The sequence below is a fragment of the Kitasatospora sp. NPDC056076 genome (assembly GCF_042266305.1).
Classification (GTDB): Bacteria; Actinomycetota; Actinomycetes; order Streptomycetales; family Streptomycetaceae; genus Kitasatospora.
In genome coordinates, this window is sequence record NZ_JBHJWG010000017.1 from 114378 (window position 1) to 133304 (window position 18927).

Genomic DNA, 18927 nt, shown 5'->3' on the forward strand with positions numbered 1-18927 from the left:
AGCCTAGCGGCGGGAGGACGTCCTGTCGGCACCCTCTCGTACGATGGCTACATGCCCAAGCCGCTGCCGCTCCCGGATGACCTGCTGCCCCTGCACGCCGCCGTGGTCGAGGCCGACCGGGCCATGACCGCGGTCCGGGAGGCCGACGGCGACGTCAACGCCGCGCGGGACGCCTACGTCGACCGGGTGCTCGCCCTCCGCGCGCACCCGATCTGGGAAGAGGCCCGTACCGGCGCCTGCTACGCGCAGACCTGGCAGGCCAGCCTCGACGCCGCCAAGGCCCACCTCGACGGCGAAGCGCAGGCCGCAGCCTGATCTCGGGCATCATGGCCTCATGGAGAACTGGCAGACGGTGACCCTCCACGGCGGCCCGCTGGACGGCTACAACACCGTCGTGGACATCGCCGACCCCGACCCCGGCACCGCCCTCATCAGCCCCCACTCCGCGTACGGTGGGGGCGGCCGATCCTGGTACGTACCGGACACCGAGGGCGTATGGCGCTGGACGCACGACAGCCCGTAACCACATTGGTCACAGGTCAGCCACAACTCGGACACCAGACCTCCGGCCGTCGGTAGGTTCGTGCCCACCGGCCACAGGAGGACCCATGCCCAAAGTCGTGACCCGCCGCAAGATGGGGCCGTTCGCCCTCGCTGGCCACTCGTTCATGATCCTCGCGACCTGCGGCCTGTGGATCCCCGTGTTCCTCATGGCCCGCCGCGGACGCAAGACCGTCACGAAGTACCGCGGGTTCGACGGCCAGTACCCGCCCCAGGGCTGACCCCGCACACAACGAAGCGCCCCCGCCCTCCCGAAGGAGGACGGGGGCGTCGTGGTTCAGCGGGAGATGAGCGGCGCGACACCGGCCACCAGGCCTGCAAGGCCGGTCAGGGCGCCGATCGCCGGCAGCGGCCACCGGCCACGCTCCAGCGAGTCCAGCCGCCCCTCGTGGTCATCCAGTCTCCGGTCCGTCTGGTCACCCCGCTGCACCAGAAGCGCGAGCTGCCCCTGAGTCGTCGCATTGCCAACGTCCACGCTCCGGCGAAGTTCCGCGAGTTCGAGCGCGATGGAGACCTCCGGGGCCGGGCTAGTCACTCGCGGCTCGCAACGGAAGGCAGCGGCAGCTGGGCCAGCGCCGGAACCGGCGCGGTCACCTGCGTGCGGGTCCACATCGCCACGGCAGCGGCCACCAGCGACATCGCCACGGCCTGCTGGTCCGCCGTCCAGTCCAGGCCGTAGCCGACCGCGAGGGCAATGGCCGCCTGGACCAGGCCGAGGATCGCGGCGGCCGCACCGTCGTGGACGATGAACGCCACGATCGCGCCGACGAGAGCAGCGGCAGCCGCATTGACCAGTGCCTGCTGGTCCGGCGTCACATGAAGCCCGAACGCTGTGGCGGCCTTGACGAGAACCGCGACCAGGCCGAGCCACAGGGCGGGCTCACGGCCGAGAATGCGAGGCATGATCAGTTTCCCTTCGGGGCGGTGGCGGGCGTGACGGTGAGTTGGATGCCGGAGGCGAGGGCAGCGGCCACTGCCGGACCGACGGCGGCCTGCACGGCGGCGGCCACCTTGGCCTCCAGTCCGAAGGCCTGCAGCCTGTCGTCCACCACGGCCGCTGTGCAGGTCTGGAACGTCTGGTGCAGCCAACCAGCCATCTGGGCCACGCCGTCGTCCCCACCGGGCGGCGTCTGGCCGGCAAGCGCGTATGCGAAAAGGTTGGCGACCGCGTAGGCGTCGAGATCGCGCGGCGGCCCGGATCGCTTGGTGTTAGCGACGATGTCGATGATGGCGGCCTTGTCGGCGTCGGTGAGGGGCATGTCGGCCTCCTGAGGTCGTGGGGCCCCGGCCTGCACCCAGCTGTAGAGCGGGCCGCCGGGGCAGTCGGTCTGGTAGCCGTCCCGGTGGCCCTTGATCTCGGGCCCGGCCGGTCCGCGCTGCTGGCAGTACTCGATGGCGTCGCGCAAGCCCTGGAGCTGCTCGGGGGTCGGCACGGTCGAGCCGGCGTCGCCGAGGAGTGCACAGACGGCGTAGTGGGCTTCGTTGAGCGGGACGTCACCGTTGGCCGAGTTGCGGCGGGTGAGCCCGCGGCCCTCGAACACGACGCCGTGCTCGCAGACGACGTAGCTGTATCCGATGTCGGACCAGCCGTTGCCGTCCATGTGCGAGGCCTGGATCTTGCGGACGTAGGCGGGGCAGGTCTCGTGGGCGCCGAACTGGTACTGCGTGCCGAGGTAGTGGACCTTCACGCCAGCCCGCGGTCCCGCGTACGGGATCGAACCGTTGGGCTCACGCCAGGGCCGGGCGCCCCATTGGTCGCGAGTCACCAACTGCAGACCAGGCCACGACGCGGCTGGCGCCGGGGCGGCCTGGGCCTGGGAGGTGGCACCCGTTCCGGCCCAGGCCCGCAGCTCATCGAGGGTGCCGTTGTACACGTCGGCATCGAGGGGGCTGTCCGTCCACTGGTGGAACTTCCACGGCGCCTGGACCCTCGGGCTCCCCGCCGCCACGTAGTCGGCGATCCACAGGAAGTCCCCGTAGCTGTCGTCCGTCCGGCGCCACCAGTCGACGCTCGTGTACAGGCCGACCCGGTTGTTCGGATAGCGCTGCTTGACCGCCGCCAGCCAGGTGTTCTTCGCCGCCGTCGCGGCTGAGTCGGTAACCGGCTGGCCGTACGGCTCGAAGTCCAGCACCAGCAGCTCGTCGGGCAGCACGGCGCCGACCACCCGGCAGAAGTGGTCGATCTCGCCCTGGACGGGGTTCTCGCAGTGGATGAAGTGATAGTGGCCGAGCACGATGCCGCGACGCCGGGCTTCGGCCACCTTGGCCGCGTACCCAGCCTGCTCGGTCCGGGCGCCTTCGGACGCCTTCACGAACACGAACTCAGCGTCCGACGGAATGCTCGACTGGTAGTCGGAGACGTCGTAGCCGCGAGCGTTCGCCATCAGGCCTCCCCCCTTCCGGTCAACGCGCTGTGGATGCGCTGCAGATGGCGCCGGACCAGCAGGTGATGGGTGGCGAACGCGGCCGGCGCCCAGATCGCCGACGCGGCCAAGTTCGGCCACACCTGTCCCCAGAATGCGGCCATCAGCTGATCAGCCCCCGGACGTAGACCGAAGCCTCGAAGTCGCTTGCGGTGGCGGTGTGCACACCGCCGTGGCCGCGGTGGTGCTGGGCGCAGTACCAGACCAGGTTGTCCGCAGACTCCACCCAGGCACCGACCTCGTCCGGATTGCCGATGCCCGGGTAGTCGGCCTCCAGGACGGCGAGGTCGACACCTTGCTGGAGGCTGAACTCCACGTGGGCGTGGTGCAGTTCGAGGCTGCCGCCACACTCGGAGGAGTCGCCGTGGCGTCGCTCGGCGAAGTGACAGACGGCCGTGGCCTCGGTGGCCTTTCGGAAGTGCTCGAAGTCCCGGTAGTGCGGGTCGCCCTCGCGGGGCGGATGCGCCGGGTAGTGCATCGTGTAGTGGTGGGTTGAGGCCTGGTCGTGGGCCGCTATTGCGTCGTGCTGGCGAGCAGGGGACATGTTGGCTCCGGGTAGTAGGGAGCCCCGAGCCGGTGGCACGGGGGTGGGATGTGATGGCGGTGTGTCGGCTGGTGCCGGTACGGTCGGGGCAGACGTGAACCAGCCGAGGGGGTAGGCATGTTGAGCCGTCAGACGTGGGCGATCATCGGCAGCGTGGTGGTGATCGCGGGCGGGAGCGTGACCGCCGCCGCTCTGACCAGCAGCGGCGATAAGCCGGCCGCGCCGCAGCAGCAGGTGGCCGCCGAAGTCAGCCCGACCCTGGTGGCCGAGACGAGCCCGGCTGCCGCGTCGCCGACCGTCGTGCCGAGCACGTCGGCCACCGCCCCGGTTCAGCACCCGAGCCAGGCCGCATCGGCGAAGCCCAGCACCACCAAGAGCAGCAGTACGAAGGAGAAGACCGTGACCCAGCCGCAGCAGCAGGACGTCCCCGAGCCGCCAACCGGCGGTCAGCCGTCGGCCCCTGCCACCCAGCCGCCCGCGCCGGTAACCACTCCGGCTGACCCCGACGGCTGGAACAACGGCGGCAAGGGCACCGTCGACAACGGCCCGTACCCCTCGCACGGTCCCGAGGCAACAATCCCGTCGGCGACTCCCATTCGGCCCTGATTCAGGACGTTGTGCCGTAGGTGGCCAAGCCCTTGACGCCGATGTTTCCGGTGCTGCCCGGTAGGACCCGGGCCTGCCACCGCAGGTATGTCGTCGACTCGTGCGCGCCCGCCACCGGGCCGCTCGTGCTGCCGTAGAAGAACGCCCCGGAGCCGACGCTGATGACCGGGCTGATGGCGGTGCCCGCGTTGTCCGTGAGCTGGATCTCGCCCGAGGTCGTACCGTCGGAGCAACGGACCAGGTACCACGCGGTCAGGTTGGGCTGCTGCTTGATCCAGGGCGACAGCATCAGCGTCGCGAACGAGGTTGAGCTGGTGGTGTACTGCGGCTGTTCGGTCCCCCCGAACCAGGTGCCGCCGCCGATGAACGGCCTGCTCAGGCCCTGCCCGGTGTTGCGGTCCTCCGAGACGATGGGGTTGCCGTGGCGGTCCCAGAGGATCACGGCCTGGGTGCCTCCGGCGCCGTCCCAGACCGACATGGCAGGTGAGTTGTCCTCACGGCTCACGATCATGCCGGTCTGGCGGGACCCGTCCGGGTGCGGCGGGTCGATGTCGCCGATGTAGACGATCGCGATTCCGGTCGGCGACGTGGCGAAGAAGCGCCCGCCCTGGCCGACCGTGACGTTGCCGCCCTGGATCTGGTTCTGCGCGGGCCGCTGGCTCAGGCGCCCGTAGATGTCGCGCTGCCCCTGCTCCAGGTCGCGGATGCGGTCGAGGATGTCATACGGCACCTGCGGCATCAGGCCACCTCCAAGTACAGGTCGGCGGACTCGGCCCGGCCGCGCTCCTCCGGGGTCAGCCGCCACCCGACCACGCGGTAGCGGGCGTTGTAGCCGGTGGGGTGCCAGAGGTCCACGATCCGCAGGCGGACGGTGGAGCCGAGGGCGGGCAGGCCGTCGTCGCCGGGCCGGATGGTCACCTGGGGGATCACCACGGGCCGGGCCTGGCGGGCCAGGTCGGCCTCGGCGTGCTGCTGCAGGGTGGTCGGGTCGGTGACCGAGGAGTAGTCGCTGCTTCCGTCGAGCCGCGGCCAGCCGGCGGCGTAGTCGGCCGGGCTGGTGAGCGCCGCGGACAGGAGGGGGTAGCTGGCCGCCGCCAGGTTGCTGTTGGGGGTGGCCCCCCGTGCGATCCAGGCGTTGGCCTGTACCGACGCGTCCCGGTTCATCTTGTAGCTGAGGATCTGGCCGGGCATGCTCAGTACCGTGTCCGAGGTGCCCATGGTGATCCGGGGGTAGCCGAGCTGGAGGACCCGGTGCCGGGCCCCGTTGCCGTCGCGGTAGTAGTTGATCCGCCACTCGAACCCGTTCGCCGTGGCGGCGAGTTCGTCGATTCGCCGGCCGATGTAGGCCAGGTCCCACATCACGAATGTCCGGTCCCTCAGCACCCCGGACGCCGGGGTGACCGGGACCTCGATGCCGATGTTCCCGCCGCTTTTGCCCTGGGCGTAGTTGACCAGGTCGCGGACGATGTCGAGCTGGTCGGTGGCGGTGTAGATCCGGTGGTCGACGATCTGCCGGTGGTCCCGCAGGTAGCTCTCCGCCGTTGAGGCCTGGATCTGCACGGAGGACGCCCCGCGGTCGACGGACACCTGCACGTCCGTCCACATGATCCCCGACCACACCACGGAGCTGCCCCGCAGGAGCCAGAGCGCGGTGCGGCCGGAGATCAACGCGTCCTGCACGCGGCGGGCCGTCGTCAGGTCCGGCACCGGGATGGTGCCGCTGAACGTGCCCGACTTGCCGATGTAGTCGTCGCAGGTCACCTGCTGTACCGGCAGGCGGTCCATCAGCGAGTCCGACCGCAGATCGGTCACCAGCAGCTGGTACGTCACGACGCGGCCTCGTACGTCAGGCTCCAGATCATCTGGTGACCCGCGGCGATTGTGAGTGGTGAGGACGGCCCCACGTTGCCCGCGCTGGTCGTTGAGGTCGACGTCTTCACGACGAACGCACAGCCCTGCGTGTCGCTGGGATTGGACGAGGCCAGGCCCATGTAGTTGTTCCCGGCGGCGATCAGATTCATCGACCCGAGGCGGCTGATGCCGTCTTGGACCTGTGGCACCGGCAGGCTCATGAACCACAGGCCGCTCCCCGTGCCGGTGGTACTGCCGATCGTCAGCTGGCCGGTCCAGTGGATGGTGCGGCCGATCCGGCACCAGCGGCTGGTGAGGGTGCCGTTGCCGAGGCTGGGCTGGGTGCCGGCGCCGAGGCAAGACCAGGTGGGTGTGAATGTGGTCCAGGCACCGGTGTTGACGTTCGCGGCGCCGGTCAGGTTGCCGCCGATGGCCAAGTCGTCGTCGGTCCGGAGCTGGTTGGCGGCGCCTCGGTACAGGTTGACGTCCGTGCCGATGACGACCTGGCCGGCGGTGCCGAGGTAGAGCCGGGACTCCCATGCGGAGCCGTTGTAGCGCTCCAGGCCGGTGGCCGTGCCGCCGTCCCGGTACTGCCCGGCGTACGCGCCGGCGGTGCCGCCGTCGGGGGTGATGCCGCCGAGCGAGGCGGTGTAGACCCGGCGGTCGGTGAGCAGGCCGGCACCGATCCAGTTAGGCGGGGCGCCGGCGGACGCTCCGGCGGGGACTCGGATGTCCCACAGCCTGAGGTAGGCGGTGCCGGTGGCCGGCGCGGTCGGAGCCGTCGGCGTCGAGGACGGGGTGCCCTGGGTGTAGGCGATCGCGGCCAGGGTCTGGCCGGAGGTGTCGTAGAGCTGGTCGTACGCCACCAGGAACAGGGTGTCGATCCGGTCCAGGGAGGCGTGCCCGGGGGCAATGGTGACGGCCTCGGCGGCGGACACGACCATCGGGTAGGCGCCCTGGGTGGCGGTGCCCTGGACGACGGCCCGGCCGGTGGCGATGGTGGCCGTCATCGCGGACATGGTGAGCGCCAGCGGGGTCCCGCCGGGCAGCACCCCGGAGCGGGTCTGAGTGGCGTCCAGCGGCACCATCGTGCCGACCGGGGAGAGCCTGGTGTCCTGGCGGGACTGGCCGGGGTTGAGGTGCCAGGCGGAGCGCACGGTCATGGGGTGGTCCTCCTGATCACCAGTAGGCGGAGCGCCAGCGCACGGTGGCGCTGGCGGCCGGGTTGACGAATCCGGGCGCGGCCCGGAACGAGAGCGTGGTCGCGCCGGGCGGCAGGGTGAAGCTGCCCTCAGGGGCTGAGCGGAGAGAGGCGGTGCCGATGCGGGACTGGCCGGCCAGCAGCACGGTGCCGGCCCAGGTGTCGATCGTCAGGACGTCGCTCGCGGCGAGGAGAATCTGGTACTCCAGCACCAGCCCGGTGGACGGCATCGTGACCGCCGGAGAGTCGACCGGGCCCCGGATCTCGATCACCGGGTGCACGGGGGCGTCGCCGCTGTTGACGGCGAGGATGTCGCCCGTCGAGCCGGGCGAGCCCCAGTTGAGGCCGGTTTCGGTGGGCGTGCCCCAGCTGAGTCCGGTCTCCGTCGGGCTGCCCCAGGGCAGCCCGGCCTCGGGCGCGGGCAGCGCGGTGCTGGCCGATTGCTGGGTGAGCTGGTAGCGGCGCGGGTCGGTGGCCTGCCACTGCAGCGCGCCGCCGGCCGCCCACCCCAGCTGCCATGTGGGGTCGACCGGCAGACTCCGCCGCAGGAGCCGGGCGTTGAGGAGCATCGGTCCGCGGTCGTCGGTCTGGATGACGAGGGGCTGCTCGTCCTGCCCGATCGAGCAGGCAGCGTTCAGGTTTCGGACGGCGGCGCCGATCTGCCCGGCCGGCGCCCGCACCATTACCCCGTCGACGGTGACGGTGCGGGGCTGGGCGAGCAGGCGGCCGGGCCATGCGCCGTCCTGCTGCGAGCGGTTGACCGTGCCGGAGTCCAGGCCCGGGGTCTCCTCCCAGCCGGTGATCGAGCGCCACCGGTACGGGGTCACCGTGCCGGTGGCCTGCCGACGGCCGAGGAGGAGGCTGCCCCACTGGATGAGGCCGGGCCCGGTGACCAGTTCACCAGCCACGAGCGGTCACCCCCTGCCCTTGGCCATCCACGCCAGCTCCTCGGCGGTCGCCCGCGCGGAGCCGGATTCGGACTCGTAGTAGTGCTGGATCTGGAGGCCTCCGAAGCCGCCGCCGGGGCTCCCGGCGAACCCACCGCCGGCCATCGCGAGCTGCGGCCCGCCCGGGCCGAGCCCGAGCCCGCCGTTCAGCGGGCCGTGGGCCGCGGTCATGAGGCTGGTGGCCGCCGCCCGTACCTGGCCCTGGCCGCCGAGGATGCCGTCTGCGAGCGCCCGGGAGATGGACTGGCCGGAGTACAGCGTCCAGCCGCTGCCGGAGAAGGGACCCTCCTTCGCGGGACTGAACGGGAGCAGGTCGCGGGCGGAGCTGAGGATGTCCTTCACGGCGCCCTTGACGTCGCTGAGCTTGCTCTTGATGCCGTTGATCAGGCTGCCGATGATCTTGGATCCGGCGTCCCAGAGCTGACTACCGAAGTCGGCAAACGCGCCACCGACCTGTTTCGGCAGGTCCCAGAAGACCGCGACGACCGCGGATCCGAGGCCCTTGAACAGGTCGATGCCAGCGGAGACCGCGCCTCGCAGGTCGCCGTGTAGGAGCGCGCTGACCAGCCGTAGCGCGGGAACCAGGATGCTGGTGATCGCCTGGCCCAGTTCGCCGGCGAACACGCCTGCAAGGCGGACCACGAGGCTGATGAGCGGGGTCAGCAGCGGCATCAGCGCGGTCAGGAACGTGCCCGCCAGCGAGGCCAGTTGGGTCAGGACCGGAGCCAGGGCCGTGGTGATCTGTACGAACGACTGGGCGAGCTGTGGGAGCGGCAGCTGCTGGATCAGCTGGGCGAGCACCGGGAGCAGGGCCCCGGTGAGCGTGGTGACCAGCCCGAGGAACGGCGCCAGCAGCAAAGGCAGCACGCCGAGGATCGGCGACAGGGTGTCGCCGATTACCTGCGCCAACGTGCCGATGACGGGCGCCAGTTGCTGGGCGACCGTGGTGATCGCGGTCAGCAGCGGCGTCAGCACCGGGAGCAGGGCGGCGACCAGCGTACCGACCAGGCCGAGCACTGGGGCGAACGCGGTCGCCAGTGCCGACACCGCCTCGGCGGCCGACCGCAGCACGGGCCCGAGGGCCGTGATGATGGTCGACAGGGACGGCCCGAGGGCGGTGATCAGGGTCTGGATGCCCGGCGCGAGCGCGCTGAACACCGGCCCGAGGGCCTGTAGGGCCTGGCCGAGGAGCGGCGCCACTGTCGAGGCCAGCAGCGACATCGTCTCGAACAGCGCCCGGAGGCCCTGCTGAACGGCGGGCGTTGCGAACGCCGCCGCCATCGCCCCGGTCAGCTTCTCCAGGGTGCCGAGGAACCCGGCGCCGGTCTGCTGGGCAGCGCCGAACACGCTGCCGATGACGTCGCCAACGTTGCCCAGGATCCGGCCGAGCTGGCCGATCAGACCGACGGCCTGCTCGATCGCCCTCTGCATCCCGCCGCTGGCGAACGCGGCGTCCATCTGCGCGGACAGCCTGGCGAGCGCGCTGCCTCCAGCGGCGTTGATCTTCTCGAACGACGGCCCCGCCGCCGCCCCGACCTGGATCAGGCCCTGCACGATCGTGGCGGGCAGCTGCGACATGGAGCCAAGGCCGCGGTTCGCGGATGCCAGAGCCTGGCCGAGCGTGCCGTTCTCCGACAGGTGTCCGGCGGTGGCCAGCGTCTCCTTGGCCATCTCGTTCAGGTGGCCTGCGCTTGCCACCAGGGCGGTGTGCAGCACCGGCAAGGTGCTGGTCGCACTCGTCCGCAAGGCCGAGTCCAGGCCGCTGAACAGCTGCTGCTGGACATCGAACTTGAGGCTTTCCAGCGCCGGCTTGAGCCGGATGATCTCCTCGACGAAGGCTCTCGCGTTCGGCGCGAGCTTGGCCAGCGCGGCCGCGAGCGGGTTGACCCCGCCGCCGGCCGCCCCGGCAGCCCCTTGCTGCAGGGCCTCCTGAGCCTTCTGAATCGACTCCAGGCCCTGCTTGGCCGTACGGGCCTGCTGTTCCTGGGCGTCCGCGAGCGCCCGGGTGCGGTCCTCGACCTCGCGGTCCGCCTGCGCGACCCGCTTCTGGGCCTGGACCTGAGCGTCTGTGAGGGCCTGGACCTGGTCGGCGACGGTTCGTTGGGCGGCGGTGAGCCGGTCCTGCGCGGACACGACCTTGGCGGAGCCGTCGACCCCGGCCTGGTTGGCCGTCGCGGCCTTGTCCTGGAGGCGCTGGTAGGAGAGTTGCTGTTCCTTGAGCTGCTGCTGGGCCTGGTCAAACGCCAGCTGTGCCTGGGCCCGGGCGTAGTCGTCGGCGATCGGGTTGGCCATGACCCGGTCCAAGTCCTGCTTGGCCTGGGTCAGTCGCAGGATGGCGGACCGCTGTCCGAGGCTGGCGTCCTGGACCTGGTTGTTGAGGTCCTCCAGGTCCCGGGCGGCCTCGGCCCGTGCGTTGTTCAGGTCCTGCTGGGCGCGTAGGGACGAGGCCTGGGCGTCGGCCAGCGAGCGCTCGGCAGAGGCGACTTGGCGGGCTGCCTGCACCTGGGCGTCGGCGGCGGCCTGGACCGCGTCGGACACCGATCGCTGGGCGTCGACCACCCGCTGGGCGGCCTGCTTGTTGGCGTAGGCGGCGTTGTCGGAGGCGTCGGCGACGGCGCGCTGGGCGTCGGCGACCTTCTGCGCGGCGTTGGCCGCACCCCCGGCGGCTGCCGGGGTGTCGGCGAACGCCGCCTTGAGCGCGCCGCCGACACCCGAGCTGCCGATCTTGATGGCGGCGGCGGCCGACGCCATGGCCAGCAGGCCCGTTGCCGCGACACCGGCCGCCGGGGCGATCGCCACCAGCGCGGCCGACAGACCGGCCACCAGCGGGACGGCGGAGCCGACGGCACCGGCGACCATGCCCATCCGGCCGGCCACCGCGCCGATCGGCCCGGCGGCGTCGCCGATGCCGGACAGCACCCGGCCGAGCCGGTCGCCGTCGTCGCCCCCGCGGCCGAGCTCGTGGGAGACCCGACGCCCGGACTCCTCGACCCGCTCGGCAGCGTGCTCGGCGCCTCCGCCGACGTGCTCGGCCAGGGCCTCGCCGATGGTCTGGGACTCGGAGACGAACCGGCCGCGCCAGTCGCGCAGGCGGCCGTCCGCGCCGCGGGTGAACCCGGCGACAGCCATCTCGGCGTCCGACATGGAGCCGACGAGCCGCTGGGTGCCCTCCTGGGCGCCCTCGGCCAGGCCCTGCTCGACAGCGTGGCCGGCCTCGGCGGCGTGCTCGGCAACGGCCTGGGTCCCGACCTCGACACCGTCGGCCAGGGCCTGGCCGAGCAGCAGCGACTCCGAGGCGAACCGCCCGCGGATGTCCCGCAGACGGCCGTCGGCGGAGCGCTGCAGGCCGGCCATCGCCAGCTCGGCCTGGGCGATGCCGCGCTCCGCGGGCGCCGCGTCGACGTCGAACGTTGCGACGAGCTCGCCGACCTGCACCGCGACCACCCCCGTCCGGTTCAGCTACGGGGCGGGGTCACCGCCGGTGGTGGTGTCGGCCGCGGGGCCGAGGTAGGTGCCGAACACGGAGGCGATGTCGGCCGGCGTCTCGGCGCGGCGTGGCATCTGGCTGTACGCCTCGCGCCACCGGGACTCCGGGGAGAGGCCGGAGAGGTAGGTGATGAACTCGCGGTCGCTCAGCGCCGCGACTTGCGGCGGCGTGAGCCCGTACTCCCGCCGGAGGTCGGCTTCGAGGAGGGCCCAGTGCTGGAGGATGCCGCGCCAGAGGTCGCCGACGCGGTCCCCGCTTTTCCCTCGGCCCGCTCGGTCTGCTGCCGATCGTAGGCCTCCGCGGCCTGCTGCAGGGTGATGACGCCGGGGGCCCTGATGTTGGCGATCGACCAGGCCAGGACGATGCCGAGCTGCCGGTCGTCGATGCCCGAGTCGAGCCAGTGCTGCAGCGCGTCGGCACCGAACAGCGGCGCCAGGACGCGGGCGAACGCCTCCAACGACTCGTCCTCCGCGTGCCGCGCCAGCAGCATGTTGAACGTCAGCGGCACGCGGGCGGGCAGCTCGTAGTCGACGCCGTACAGGCGGATCCGTGCCGCCGCGTGCTGCTCGACCTCCGCGGCGAAGAACGCGTCCGCGTCCGCGAACACCTCCAGCGACTCGCGTGCGTCGTTGAGCAGGTCGTGCAGGTCATCCGGGTCAGTAGCGTGGTCGGTCACGGCGCCGCCATGTAGGTCTCGGCGCCGGTACGGGCGATCTCCATGCCCCACTTGCCCAGGGCGTTGGTGTCGCCGCCCAGTTCCTGTGCCTTGGCGGTGCAGGACCACACACGCCACTGGAGCTCAGTGGAGTGCCTGAACCGGATCTGGCCGACGCTGTTGTCGGCGAGACCCTGAGCGAGCGCGTCGAGGGCGGCCTGCCCGGGGTCGGCAAGTCCGGTGGTCTTGTCGATCCGGCGCAGACCTTCCAGCTTGAGGCTGCCGCCACGCTGGAGGACGATCTCCTCGTACTGGCCCTGGCTGTCGAAGTCCGTGCTTTCGGTGTGGGCGTCGTGGTCGCCGGGGTTGTGGCTGAACGACTTGATCCCGGCGACGGGCGTCCAGGTCGGGCCTGCGCCTACGCCGACCTGGAAGATGTAGCCGCGTGCGGCGATCTTGCTTGTGGCCATCCCGGCCACCTCCTTATGAGCGGTGTGCGGTCGGGGAGACCACGAAGATGCGGAAGTTGACGACGTGCTCGTGGCGGCCGTTGCCGTCTGTGCCGAGCGGGCTGGGGGTCTGGACTGCGGTGGCCAGCAACAGGAGGGTTCCGTCCGGCAGTTGGGTGTCGGTGAGTCCCTGCAGGGCGTTGTAGATGTCTTGGCAGCGGCGGCGGGAGACCCGTGGGTCGGGGCCGCCCCGGGCACGGACTTGCAGGCCGAGCTCGTCGTCGTTGTTGAGGGGGTCGGGCTCACCAAGTCCGTACGCGCCGAGGGCCACGGCGGCGTCCGGCGTCGGCGGCATGGTGTCGATGAAGCAGTCGCCGCTGATGCCGTCGGGGTCGTAGGTGACCAGGCCGAGGCCGGACAGGTAGCGGGCCATGCCGTCGAGGAGGTCAGCCACGGTCGGCCCTACGGATGGCCGCGGCGATCAGCGCCAGCACGGTAGGCCGGGCTTCCATGGCCGGCCGTTCCAGGTACTTCGCGGTGCGGCCGGGGGCGTGCTTGTAGTCCAGTTCCTCGTGCTGCCGGACGGCGTAAGGGGTGTCGTAGGAGACGGCGCCCTTAAGCGCGGCCCGGTCGACCTGGGCCTTGCCGGAGCGTTCGAGCGTGCCCTCTTCGAGCGGCACGACCCGTTTGGACTCGGCGAGCACGTACTCCATGCCGTCCGCCAGGCCGTTGGCGGCCTCCTCGCGGGCCCTTCGCAGCCACTCCCCGCCGGACCAGCTGAACCGGCTGACGTTGACCGCCATGGTGACCTCCTACACGAGCTGGACCTCGACGTGGTCGGGAGTTGGCAGGCCGCCGCCGTCGCGGGTGAGGGTGGCGATCACGGTGGTCTGGCGGCCGGACGGGAGGGTGACCCGGCTGCCCGCCGGGACGACGGCTCCGGGTAGGCAGTACGCCGTGCTGGTGGACGTGACCTCGCGGCCGTCCTTCGCCCGGACGAGCCGGGTCTGGTCATCGAGGAAGCACCGGATGCCGGGCTGTGGCGGCCCGTAGCGGGGACCGTAGGCCGAGTCGCCGAGGTAGGCCTCCACGGTGACGCGATGCCGCATCAGGAACGCCATCATGCTCACCAGCCGAGCCCCGTCCACTGGGAGCCCACCCGGAACAGGTCCACCAGGTCGGGGCTGTTGAGGTAGTCCCAGACCGCGGGGGCCACCTCACGTGCGGGGCTGGCCATGCCCGAGACGTTGCCGTCCGGCCGCTGCATGTGGGCCGTGCCGATGCGGACGGTGCTCCAGCCCGCGCCGGCCGCCCCCGTCATGTCGCCGACGCCCTGCCACCACTCGACCTGCGCGCAGGTCGCGTTGGCGAAGGCGTCGAGGACGGGCTGGTCGGTGGGCATCCCGGTGGTCGTGTTGGCGTTGTACACGGCCAGCCGGAAGACCTGCGAGTCCAGGAAGGCGGACGCGCGGGCGAGGAGCCGGTCCGCGTCCGGTGGTGCTGCCTGCCCGAGGAATGCCGCGAGTTGGGCAGCGGTGGCGTAGACGCGGGCCATGGCACCTCCTACGCGCTGGAGCCGATGACGATCACGTCGTAGGTGACGCTTGTGCCGGAGCCGCCGTTGGTGATCCGCAGGAGGTCGCCGGTGCCGCCGGTGACCGGGTAGGCGGTGGCGTCTGGCGCGAGCAGTGCGAACACGCCGCCGGGCCGAACGTTGACCTTGTCCGTTGCGGAGCCGGCCCAAGTGAAGAAGCCGTTCGCAGCGGCGGCGCCGACCACCACGTTGTTGGTGTTCGCCGCGCCGGCCGCGATGATGATCCCCTTCACCCGGGCGAGGGTGAGCGTCCCGCCGAAAGCGTCGAGCAGGGTGCCGGCGAGGTCGAGATCCTCGTTCGCCGAGGCCGCCAGGGTACGACCGCCGGAGGCCCACAGCTTGTCGGCCTGACCGGCGCCCGTGCCGGAGCCGAGGCCGATCGCCTGCTGGTAGGTGACCGGTAGCTGCGGCACGGCGCCGCTGATCGGCGCGGTGCCGGTCAGCAGGGTCTGCAGGGAGACCAGGAGCTGGGTGTTCTGGAGTGCCACGGTCGCCTCCTCAGGTGACGATGACGAGCGGCACGGTGGCGACCGCGGTCGGGGTGGCGATGGTGGCCGGAGCGGTCCCGGTGAGTGCGGAGCCGGACGTCTGGGCGAGGTTCTTCTCGCCCGTGACGATGCCGGCCGCGGCGGTGGTGGAGACGCCGACCAGGGACGGAGGGGTGGTGGCCTTGACCATGAGGGCGGCCCAGTACCAGCCGTCGGCGGTGATCGTCACCGGGGAGGCGAGCGCGAAGGCCTTGTTCGTGGTGGCGCCCCACGCCGCGGTCGTGGCATCGGCGGACTGCGAGAGCAGGGCCGGGGTCGCGGCGCTGGAGTACAGCGCCGCCCACTGGTTGGTCGGGGCAGATGCCGCTGTCGCGCCGGAGCGGAACGTCAGGCTGGTGACGACGTCGCCCTTGCGCAGGTAGATCGGCACGCTGGTCATGACCTGCGTGGTGAGCGCGCCGGTGTCGGCGGCGGCCAGCAGGCGGGGCATGTTGCAGCGGTAGAACGCGGCGCCCGGGTCGGCGCCGCCGAGTTCCTGGCGGACGACGTCGCTCGCGTACGAGAGCTCATCGCGGACGATGCCGACGTAGCGGCCCATGACTGCGGTCACGACTGGCTCCCCTTCCGGGACTTGCTGGCGGTGGTGCCGGTCTCGGCGTCCGGCTCGGTGGTGTCGGGCGTGCCGTCGGTGTCCGGCTCGAAGCCGGCCAGTTCGACGGGCGGCTCGTCCGCCGTGACGAGGCTGTAGCCGGCACGCTGGAAGTAGCCGTACGCGGCGGACTGGCTGACAGAGTCGATGGTGGCGGTTCCGCCTTCGAAGCGGACGCCGACGATGTCGCCGCTGAACTGCTGGTCGGGGTGGGTGACGATGATCTGCATGGTCAGCTCACCTTGATGTTCCGGAGGACCCCGCAGGCGCGGGTGTTGCGGATGACGGCGGCGACCGGGCCCATCTCCATCTCGCCGCTCTTGACGGCGCCGGGAAGGTTGAAGTCGGGCATGTAGGTCGACACGAGCGGCTGCCCGGCGACCGAGGCGCCGTGGAGGGCGTCGAGGCCGAACGAGACGGCGTACAGGTCGGTCAGGCCAGTGATGTTGCCGCCCGCTCCGGCACCGTCGGGGTCGCGGGTCTGGATCGGGATGATCGGGCCGGTGCCGAGGGCGACGTCACCCATATCCACCAGCACCCACTGGCCGTACGACTCGATCTTGCGGCCGAGGTCGTCCTGGACGGCGGTGTACATCGCGGCCCAGCGGGCGAGCGCCCGCACGCGGGTGATGGACTGGGTGTTGCCCAGGATCGCCTTGACGCCGGGCGGGAGGGCGCCGGGCATGCCCGCGTCGCCGCCGCCGGTGTGGCTGGGGACGATCTGGGAGAGCCAGTTGTCGAGCTGGTCGAGAGCGGCCATCGCCAGGGACTGGGAGTTGATGGTGCCGGGGGTCCAGTCGAGGTAGCCGGTAGCGGCACCGTTGTTGAGCGGCAGGTACTCGGTGTTCTGGCCGGTGAGGCTCTTGTCGAGGCCGTCGAAGCCGCCGTCGGTGGAGCTGTCGCCGCGGATGAGCTGCTGCTGGAAGGTGGTCCGGGTACCGGTCAGCAACTGCTGCATCTGGAAGCTGATCTCGTTGCTGGCGGCCGGGCCGAGGCGGGCGAGGGTGCGGTCGATGTTGAACGCGCCGCCGAGGGGCCGGAGGTCGACGGTGTACCGCTGGCGGGCTGCCTGCCCCGCGGTGTACTCCTCGTTGTAGTTGCGGAACGCCGCGGAACGCGCGGCGGTGAGCCGCGTGTAGCCGTAGGTCAGGGTTCCGCCGCCGGTGCCGGGGGTGACGGTGTCGTCGAACACCATCTGGTCGAGCACCCACGAGTACCTGCGGAGGTTGTCGATCACGGCGAAGTCGATGTCGGCCAGGGTGTTGACCTGCGCCTGGGCGAGCGTGATGGGCACAGCGGCCCTCCGTTCTTACTGGTAGGCCGCCTTGATCGCGGCCCCGAGGGATGTGGGTCGTGCCTTGCCGGTTTCACCGGGCCCGCCGGTGAGGTCGGCGCCGCTACGGCCCGCCTGGGGCTGCGCGCGGAGGTTGGGGTTCTGGTCGACGGCCTGCTTGATGGCGGCGTCGAGGTCTGCGGTGAAGCTCTTGGCGGATGGGTCGAGGTCGCCGATCGCACGGAGGAAGGTCCGGCTGTCCAGCAGCGCGTGCACCTTCGCGCCGTGCTTCTCGGCGGCGCCGTGGACGGCGAGTTCGACGTCCTTCGCACGGATCGCGGACTCCAGGTCCCCGATCCGCGTGGTCTGGGTGCTGATCTGCTCGGCGAGCTTGGCCGGGTCCGGCGGGGTGTCGTCCTTGACCAGGCCGAGCGCGCGCCCGATCTGTTGGGCGAGTTCGGCCTTTGCATCGTCGGCGGCCTGCTGCTTCGCGTTGATCCGGGCGGCGCCGGCGTCCTTGCGGGCGTCGGCGAGCTGCTTCTCCAGCCGGGCTATCGTGGCCGCGCTGTCGTCGGCGGCCTTGGCCGGCGGGCTCGGCTTGGGGGCCTCGGGCTTCGGGTGCTCGGTCGGCGTCTCGGGCGTCTCCGGGGCCGGGGCGTCGGTAGGGGTCTCGCCATCGTCGCTGCCGCCGGCGATCGGGTAGATCGGGCGGCCGTCGCGGCGCCATCCCAGAACGGTGCCTGGGGTGTTGGTGGCGAAGGGGTGAGTGCGAGCGCGCATGATCGGCCCTCCTGGGGTCGGTCGCAAGTGGGAGCCCGCGCCTGGCGGGCAGTGAGCTACAGTCCGGGTCATGGCAGTTACCGTGAAGTTCATCGACAGCGCCAGGCCGGACGAAGGTCTGGAGAACACCCTTCTGCCAGAGGGGGGTGCTCACGTGCCGGTCTACGAGGTTGCCGAGAACGGGACGCTGGTCATCCATCGGCGTGAGTACGGGACTGACATGACGGGCTACCAGGAGCGGTTGCAGGTTCTCGTCTACGGGCCGGCCGCGTGGCACAGCGTCGAGGGAGACAAGCGCTAGCGGATACCCAACTGCTCGCGCTGCGGCTTCCGGGGCAGCTCCTTGGCAGCGACGAGTTGCCGGATGCGGGCCTGGTAGTCGCGGACGCGGGCGCCCGCACGACGGCCCGCGTCATCGTCGAAGGCGGCGGCCTGGCGGCGCTTCCACATCCGGATCTGCCGCTCGTAGTACCGCTGCCGCTGCGTGTCCTCGTACGTCGCGCCGCCGGGGTGCGGCGGCGACTGCGGCCGGACGGTCACGCCGGGCAGGTAGGCGCTCACGCTGTGGCGGCAGTTGGGGTGGAACAGCCCGGCCGCGCGCGCCTCCTCCAGGCTCCCGGCGACGTGGATTTCGACCTGCTTGCCGTCCTGGATGGCGTGCTCCGCATGGAGCGTTCGCGAGCCCGACGGGCCGCCGATCGACAGGACCTCGCCCTCCCAGGGCGCGCACAGCGGGCACTCCAGCGGGGCGCTCGACACGATGACCAGCTCGCGGCTGGCGGCCTGGAGCTGGTCGACGTGGCCTTGGATCGCGGCGCGTCCGGTGACGGAGCGGACGGCCATTTCGGCGTAGGACGCCATGTCCCAGTTCCGGCCGGCGCGGTCGGTGAAGCCTGTGATGCCGCGGCTGGCGAGCTGGTCAAGGGCGCGTTGGGCGGCCTGGCGCCGGGTGAGGCTGCCGAGCAGGACGGATCCGGAGACGCGCTGCACGATGGCCTGGTAGGCGTCGGTGATCGCGCGGAGGATCCGGCGGTAGATCGGCCTCGTGCTGTCGAGCGCTTGGTTGGCCAGCCGGTCGACGGCCGCCGCGTTCGGCAGACCCTGCGCGGCGGCGTGCCGCAGGCCCTCGGGCAGGGCGCCGAGTTCGGCCGCTGCGGCCTGTCCGCCGCGCCGGTAAGCCTCGTGAACGGCCCGGCCGATCGCCCCGTCGGCATCGTGCTGCAGGCCGCGGACGACCTCATCGACGGCGGCCCGGACATTGCCGATCGCGGCGAGCTTGAGCTCTGCCCACCGCGGGGACTCGATGCCTGCGGCCAGGGCCCGGGCCAGGATGGAGAGGAGAGCGTCCTCGGCGTCCTGGTAGATCGCTCCGATTGCTCGGGCGAGCTCGGCGCCGTCAGAAGGGGATGCGGGCACGGC

Annotated in this window: 27 protein-coding genes; 5 read left to right on the forward strand and 22 right to left on the reverse strand. The window is 71.5% G+C overall.

Annotated features, from left to right (window positions below):
- Positions 1-51 precede the first annotated feature (51 nt).
- The 3 genes from ACFC1T_RS16825 (at position 52) to ACFC1T_RS16835 (ending at position 782) form a co-directional block, all read left to right on the forward strand.
- A complete protein-coding gene (locus ACFC1T_RS16825) occupies positions 52-315 on the forward strand; it encodes a hypothetical protein (protein ID WP_375889089.1) in 264 nt (87 codons plus the stop codon).
- A gap of 19 nt (positions 316-334) precedes the next feature.
- The gene (locus ACFC1T_RS16830; RefSeq protein WP_375889090.1) at positions 335-523 is read left to right on the forward strand and encodes a hypothetical protein; all 189 of its coding nucleotides are present in this window, start codon (positions 335-337) and stop codon (positions 521-523) included.
- A gap of 85 nt (positions 524-608) precedes the next feature.
- Positions 609-782 carry a hypothetical protein gene (locus ACFC1T_RS16835; protein ID WP_375889091.1) on the forward strand — a complete coding sequence of 58 codons (174 nt, stop codon included), beginning with the start codon at positions 609-611 and terminating at the stop codon, positions 780-782.
- 56 nt (positions 783-838) lie between these two features.
- Here the strand turns inward: ACFC1T_RS16835 and ACFC1T_RS16840 are convergent, their stop codons facing one another.
- From ACFC1T_RS16840 to ACFC1T_RS16860, 5 genes are read right to left on the reverse strand one after another with little or no spacing between them, the layout of a single operon-like run.
- Complete coding sequence (locus tag ACFC1T_RS16840; RefSeq protein ID WP_375889093.1) at positions 839-1036, reverse strand: hypothetical protein; 198 nt, start codon at positions 1034-1036, stop codon at positions 839-841.
- 56 nt (positions 1037-1092) lie between these two features.
- A complete protein-coding gene (locus ACFC1T_RS16845) occupies positions 1093-1464 on the reverse strand; it encodes a hypothetical protein (RefSeq protein WP_375889095.1) in 372 nt (123 codons plus the stop codon).
- 2 nt (positions 1465-1466) lie between these two features.
- Entirely contained in the window at positions 1467-2945 is a 1479-nt protein-coding gene (locus ACFC1T_RS16850; protein ID WP_375889098.1) for a GH25 family lysozyme, read from the reverse strand.
- Positions 2945-3088 (reverse strand): hypothetical protein, encoded by a 144-nt coding sequence (locus ACFC1T_RS16855; protein ID WP_375889101.1) that lies wholly within the window; start codon positions 3086-3088, stop codon positions 2945-2947. Before ACFC1T_RS16855 ends, ACFC1T_RS16850 begins: the two co-directional genes overlap by 1 nt.
- Positions 3088-3528 carry a hypothetical protein gene (locus tag ACFC1T_RS16860; protein WP_375889104.1) on the reverse strand — a complete coding sequence of 147 codons (441 nt, stop codon included), beginning with the start codon at positions 3526-3528 and terminating at the stop codon, positions 3088-3090. The genes ACFC1T_RS16855 and ACFC1T_RS16860 overlap by 1 nt, the downstream gene beginning before the upstream one ends.
- Before the next feature lie 153 nt (positions 3529-3681).
- On the opposite strand from ACFC1T_RS16860, the gene ACFC1T_RS16865 reads away from it, so the two are divergent.
- Positions 3682-4134 (forward strand): hypothetical protein, encoded by a 453-nt coding sequence (locus ACFC1T_RS16865; protein WP_375889107.1) that lies wholly within the window; start codon positions 3682-3684, stop codon positions 4132-4134.
- Between the two features lies 1 nt (position 4135).
- Here the strand turns inward: ACFC1T_RS16865 and ACFC1T_RS16870 are convergent, their stop codons facing one another.
- From ACFC1T_RS16870 to ACFC1T_RS16945, 16 genes are all read right to left on the reverse strand, one after another.
- Positions 4136-4873 (reverse strand): hypothetical protein, encoded by a 738-nt coding sequence (locus ACFC1T_RS16870; protein WP_375889109.1) that lies wholly within the window; start codon positions 4871-4873, stop codon positions 4136-4138.
- Positions 4873-5964, reverse strand: coding sequence for a hypothetical protein (locus ACFC1T_RS16875; protein ID WP_375889111.1), 1092 nt, complete (start codon positions 5962-5964; stop codon positions 4873-4875). The genes ACFC1T_RS16870 and ACFC1T_RS16875 overlap by 1 nt, the downstream gene beginning before the upstream one ends.
- A complete protein-coding gene (locus ACFC1T_RS16880) occupies positions 5961-7148 on the reverse strand; it encodes a hypothetical protein (RefSeq protein ID WP_375889113.1) in 1188 nt (395 codons plus the stop codon). Before ACFC1T_RS16880 ends, ACFC1T_RS16875 begins: the two co-directional genes overlap by 4 nt.
- Positions 7149-7164: 16 nt before the next feature.
- Complete coding sequence (locus ACFC1T_RS16885; protein WP_375889115.1) at positions 7165-8094, reverse strand: hypothetical protein; 930 nt, start codon at positions 8092-8094, stop codon at positions 7165-7167.
- Positions 8095-8100: 6 nt separating this feature from the next.
- Positions 8101-11568: a hypothetical protein gene (locus ACFC1T_RS16890; protein ID WP_375889118.1), complete on the reverse strand. Its 3468-nt coding sequence runs from the start codon at positions 11566-11568 to the stop codon at positions 8101-8103.
- A gap of 197 nt (positions 11569-11765) precedes the next feature.
- Entirely contained in the window at positions 11766-12296 is a 531-nt protein-coding gene (locus ACFC1T_RS16895) for a hypothetical protein (RefSeq protein WP_375889119.1), read from the reverse strand.
- A complete protein-coding gene (locus ACFC1T_RS16900; RefSeq protein ID WP_375889121.1) occupies positions 12293-12745 on the reverse strand; it encodes a phage tail tube protein in 453 nt (150 codons plus the stop codon). The genes ACFC1T_RS16895 and ACFC1T_RS16900 overlap by 4 nt, the downstream gene beginning before the upstream one ends.
- A 13-nt stretch (positions 12746-12758) precedes the next feature.
- Positions 12759-13178: a minor capsid protein gene (locus tag ACFC1T_RS16905; protein ID WP_375889123.1), complete on the reverse strand. Its 420-nt coding sequence runs from the start codon at positions 13176-13178 to the stop codon at positions 12759-12761.
- Positions 13171-13527, reverse strand: a complete 357-nt coding sequence (locus tag ACFC1T_RS16910; RefSeq protein ID WP_375889126.1) for a hypothetical protein — start codon at positions 13525-13527, stop codon at positions 13171-13173. The genes ACFC1T_RS16905 and ACFC1T_RS16910 overlap by 8 nt, the downstream gene beginning before the upstream one ends.
- A gap of 9 nt (positions 13528-13536) precedes the next feature.
- The gene (locus ACFC1T_RS16915; protein ID WP_375889128.1) at positions 13537-13833 is read right to left on the reverse strand and encodes a hypothetical protein; all 297 of its coding nucleotides are present in this window, start codon (positions 13831-13833) and stop codon (positions 13537-13539) included.
- Between the two features lie 17 nt (positions 13834-13850).
- Positions 13851-14279, reverse strand: a complete 429-nt coding sequence (locus ACFC1T_RS16920) for a hypothetical protein (RefSeq protein WP_375889131.1) — start codon at positions 14277-14279, stop codon at positions 13851-13853.
- Between the two features lie 8 nt (positions 14280-14287).
- On the reverse strand, positions 14288-14806 hold the full coding sequence (locus tag ACFC1T_RS16925; RefSeq protein ID WP_375889134.1) for a hypothetical protein: 519 nt from the start codon (positions 14804-14806) through the stop codon (positions 14288-14290).
- A 10-nt stretch (positions 14807-14816) separates the two neighbouring features.
- Positions 14817-15416 carry a hypothetical protein gene (locus tag ACFC1T_RS16930; RefSeq protein ID WP_375889135.1) on the reverse strand — a complete coding sequence of 200 codons (600 nt, stop codon included), beginning with the start codon at positions 15414-15416 and terminating at the stop codon, positions 14817-14819.
- Positions 15413-15685 carry a hypothetical protein gene (locus ACFC1T_RS16935; protein ID WP_375889137.1) on the reverse strand — a complete coding sequence of 91 codons (273 nt, stop codon included), beginning with the start codon at positions 15683-15685 and terminating at the stop codon, positions 15413-15415. The genes ACFC1T_RS16930 and ACFC1T_RS16935 overlap by 4 nt, the downstream gene beginning before the upstream one ends.
- 2 nt (positions 15686-15687) lie before the next feature.
- Complete coding sequence (locus ACFC1T_RS16940) at positions 15688-16749, reverse strand: major capsid protein (protein ID WP_375889138.1); 1062 nt, start codon at positions 16747-16749, stop codon at positions 15688-15690.
- A 15-nt stretch (positions 16750-16764) separates the two neighbouring features.
- Positions 16765-17508: a hypothetical protein gene (locus ACFC1T_RS16945; RefSeq protein WP_375889141.1), complete on the reverse strand. Its 744-nt coding sequence runs from the start codon at positions 17506-17508 to the stop codon at positions 16765-16767.
- Between the two features lie 70 nt (positions 17509-17578).
- Here ACFC1T_RS16945 and ACFC1T_RS16950 point away from each other — a divergent pair, with 70 nt between their 5' ends.
- Positions 17579-17809 (forward strand): hypothetical protein, encoded by a 231-nt coding sequence (locus ACFC1T_RS16950; protein WP_375889143.1) that lies wholly within the window; start codon positions 17579-17581, stop codon positions 17807-17809.
- Here the strand turns inward: ACFC1T_RS16950 and ACFC1T_RS16955 are convergent.
- On the reverse strand, positions 17806-18924 hold the full coding sequence (locus ACFC1T_RS16955) for a phage minor capsid protein (protein ID WP_375889146.1): 1119 nt from the start codon (positions 18922-18924) through the stop codon (positions 17806-17808). The genes ACFC1T_RS16950 and ACFC1T_RS16955 overlap by 4 nt on opposite strands.
- Positions 18925-18927: the final 3 nt, after the last annotated feature.

What these genes read in the sequence shown, in the direction of transcription:
- ACFC1T_RS16825 (WP_375889089.1), top strand. Translation starts at nt 52, where the DNA reads ATGCCCAAGCCGCTGCCGCTCCCGGATGACCTGCTGCCCCTGCACGCC.
- ACFC1T_RS16830 (WP_375889090.1), top strand. Translation starts at nt 335, where the DNA reads ATGGAGAACTGGCAGACGGTGACCCTCCACGGCGGCCCGCTGGACGGC.
- ACFC1T_RS16835 (WP_375889091.1), top strand. Translation starts at nt 609, where the DNA reads ATGCCCAAAGTCGTGACCCGCCGCAAGATGGGGCCGTTCGCCCTCGCT.
- ACFC1T_RS16845 (WP_375889095.1), bottom strand. Translation starts at nt 1,464, where the DNA reads ATGCCTCGCATTCTCGGCCGTGAGCCCGCCCTGTGGCTCGGCCTGGTC.
- ACFC1T_RS16850 (WP_375889098.1), bottom strand. Translation starts at nt 2,945, where the DNA reads ATGGCGAACGCTCGCGGCTACGACGTCTCCGACTACCAGTCGAGCATT.
- ACFC1T_RS16855 (WP_375889101.1), bottom strand. Translation starts at nt 3,088, where the DNA reads ATGGCCGCATTCTGGGGACAGGTGTGGCCGAACTTGGCCGCGTCGGCG.
- ACFC1T_RS16860 (WP_375889104.1), bottom strand. Translation starts at nt 3,528, where the DNA reads ATGTCCCCTGCTCGCCAGCACGACGCAATAGCGGCCCACGACCAGGCC.
- ACFC1T_RS16870 (WP_375889109.1), bottom strand. Translation starts at nt 4,873, where the DNA reads ATGCCGCAGGTGCCGTATGACATCCTCGACCGCATCCGCGACCTGGAG.
- ACFC1T_RS16880 (WP_375889113.1), bottom strand. Translation starts at nt 7,148, where the DNA reads ATGACCGTGCGCTCCGCCTGGCACCTCAACCCCGGCCAGTCCCGCCAG.
- ACFC1T_RS16900 (WP_375889121.1), bottom strand. Translation starts at nt 12,745, where the DNA reads ATGGCCACAAGCAAGATCGCCGCACGCGGCTACATCTTCCAGGTCGGC.
- ACFC1T_RS16910 (WP_375889126.1), bottom strand. Translation starts at nt 13,527, where the DNA reads ATGGCGGTCAACGTCAGCCGGTTCAGCTGGTCCGGCGGGGAGTGGCTG.
- ACFC1T_RS16915 (WP_375889128.1), bottom strand. Translation starts at nt 13,833, where the DNA reads ATGCGGCATCGCGTCACCGTGGAGGCCTACCTCGGCGACTCGGCCTAC.
- ACFC1T_RS16920 (WP_375889131.1), bottom strand. Translation starts at nt 14,279, where the DNA reads ATGGCCCGCGTCTACGCCACCGCTGCCCAACTCGCGGCATTCCTCGGG.
- ACFC1T_RS16935 (WP_375889137.1), bottom strand. Translation starts at nt 15,685, where the DNA reads ATGCAGATCATCGTCACCCACCCCGACCAGCAGTTCAGCGGCGACATC.
- ACFC1T_RS16945 (WP_375889141.1), bottom strand. Translation starts at nt 17,508, where the DNA reads ATGCGCGCTCGCACTCACCCCTTCGCCACCAACACCCCAGGCACCGTT.
- ACFC1T_RS16950 (WP_375889143.1), top strand. Translation starts at nt 17,579, where the DNA reads ATGGCAGTTACCGTGAAGTTCATCGACAGCGCCAGGCCGGACGAAGGT.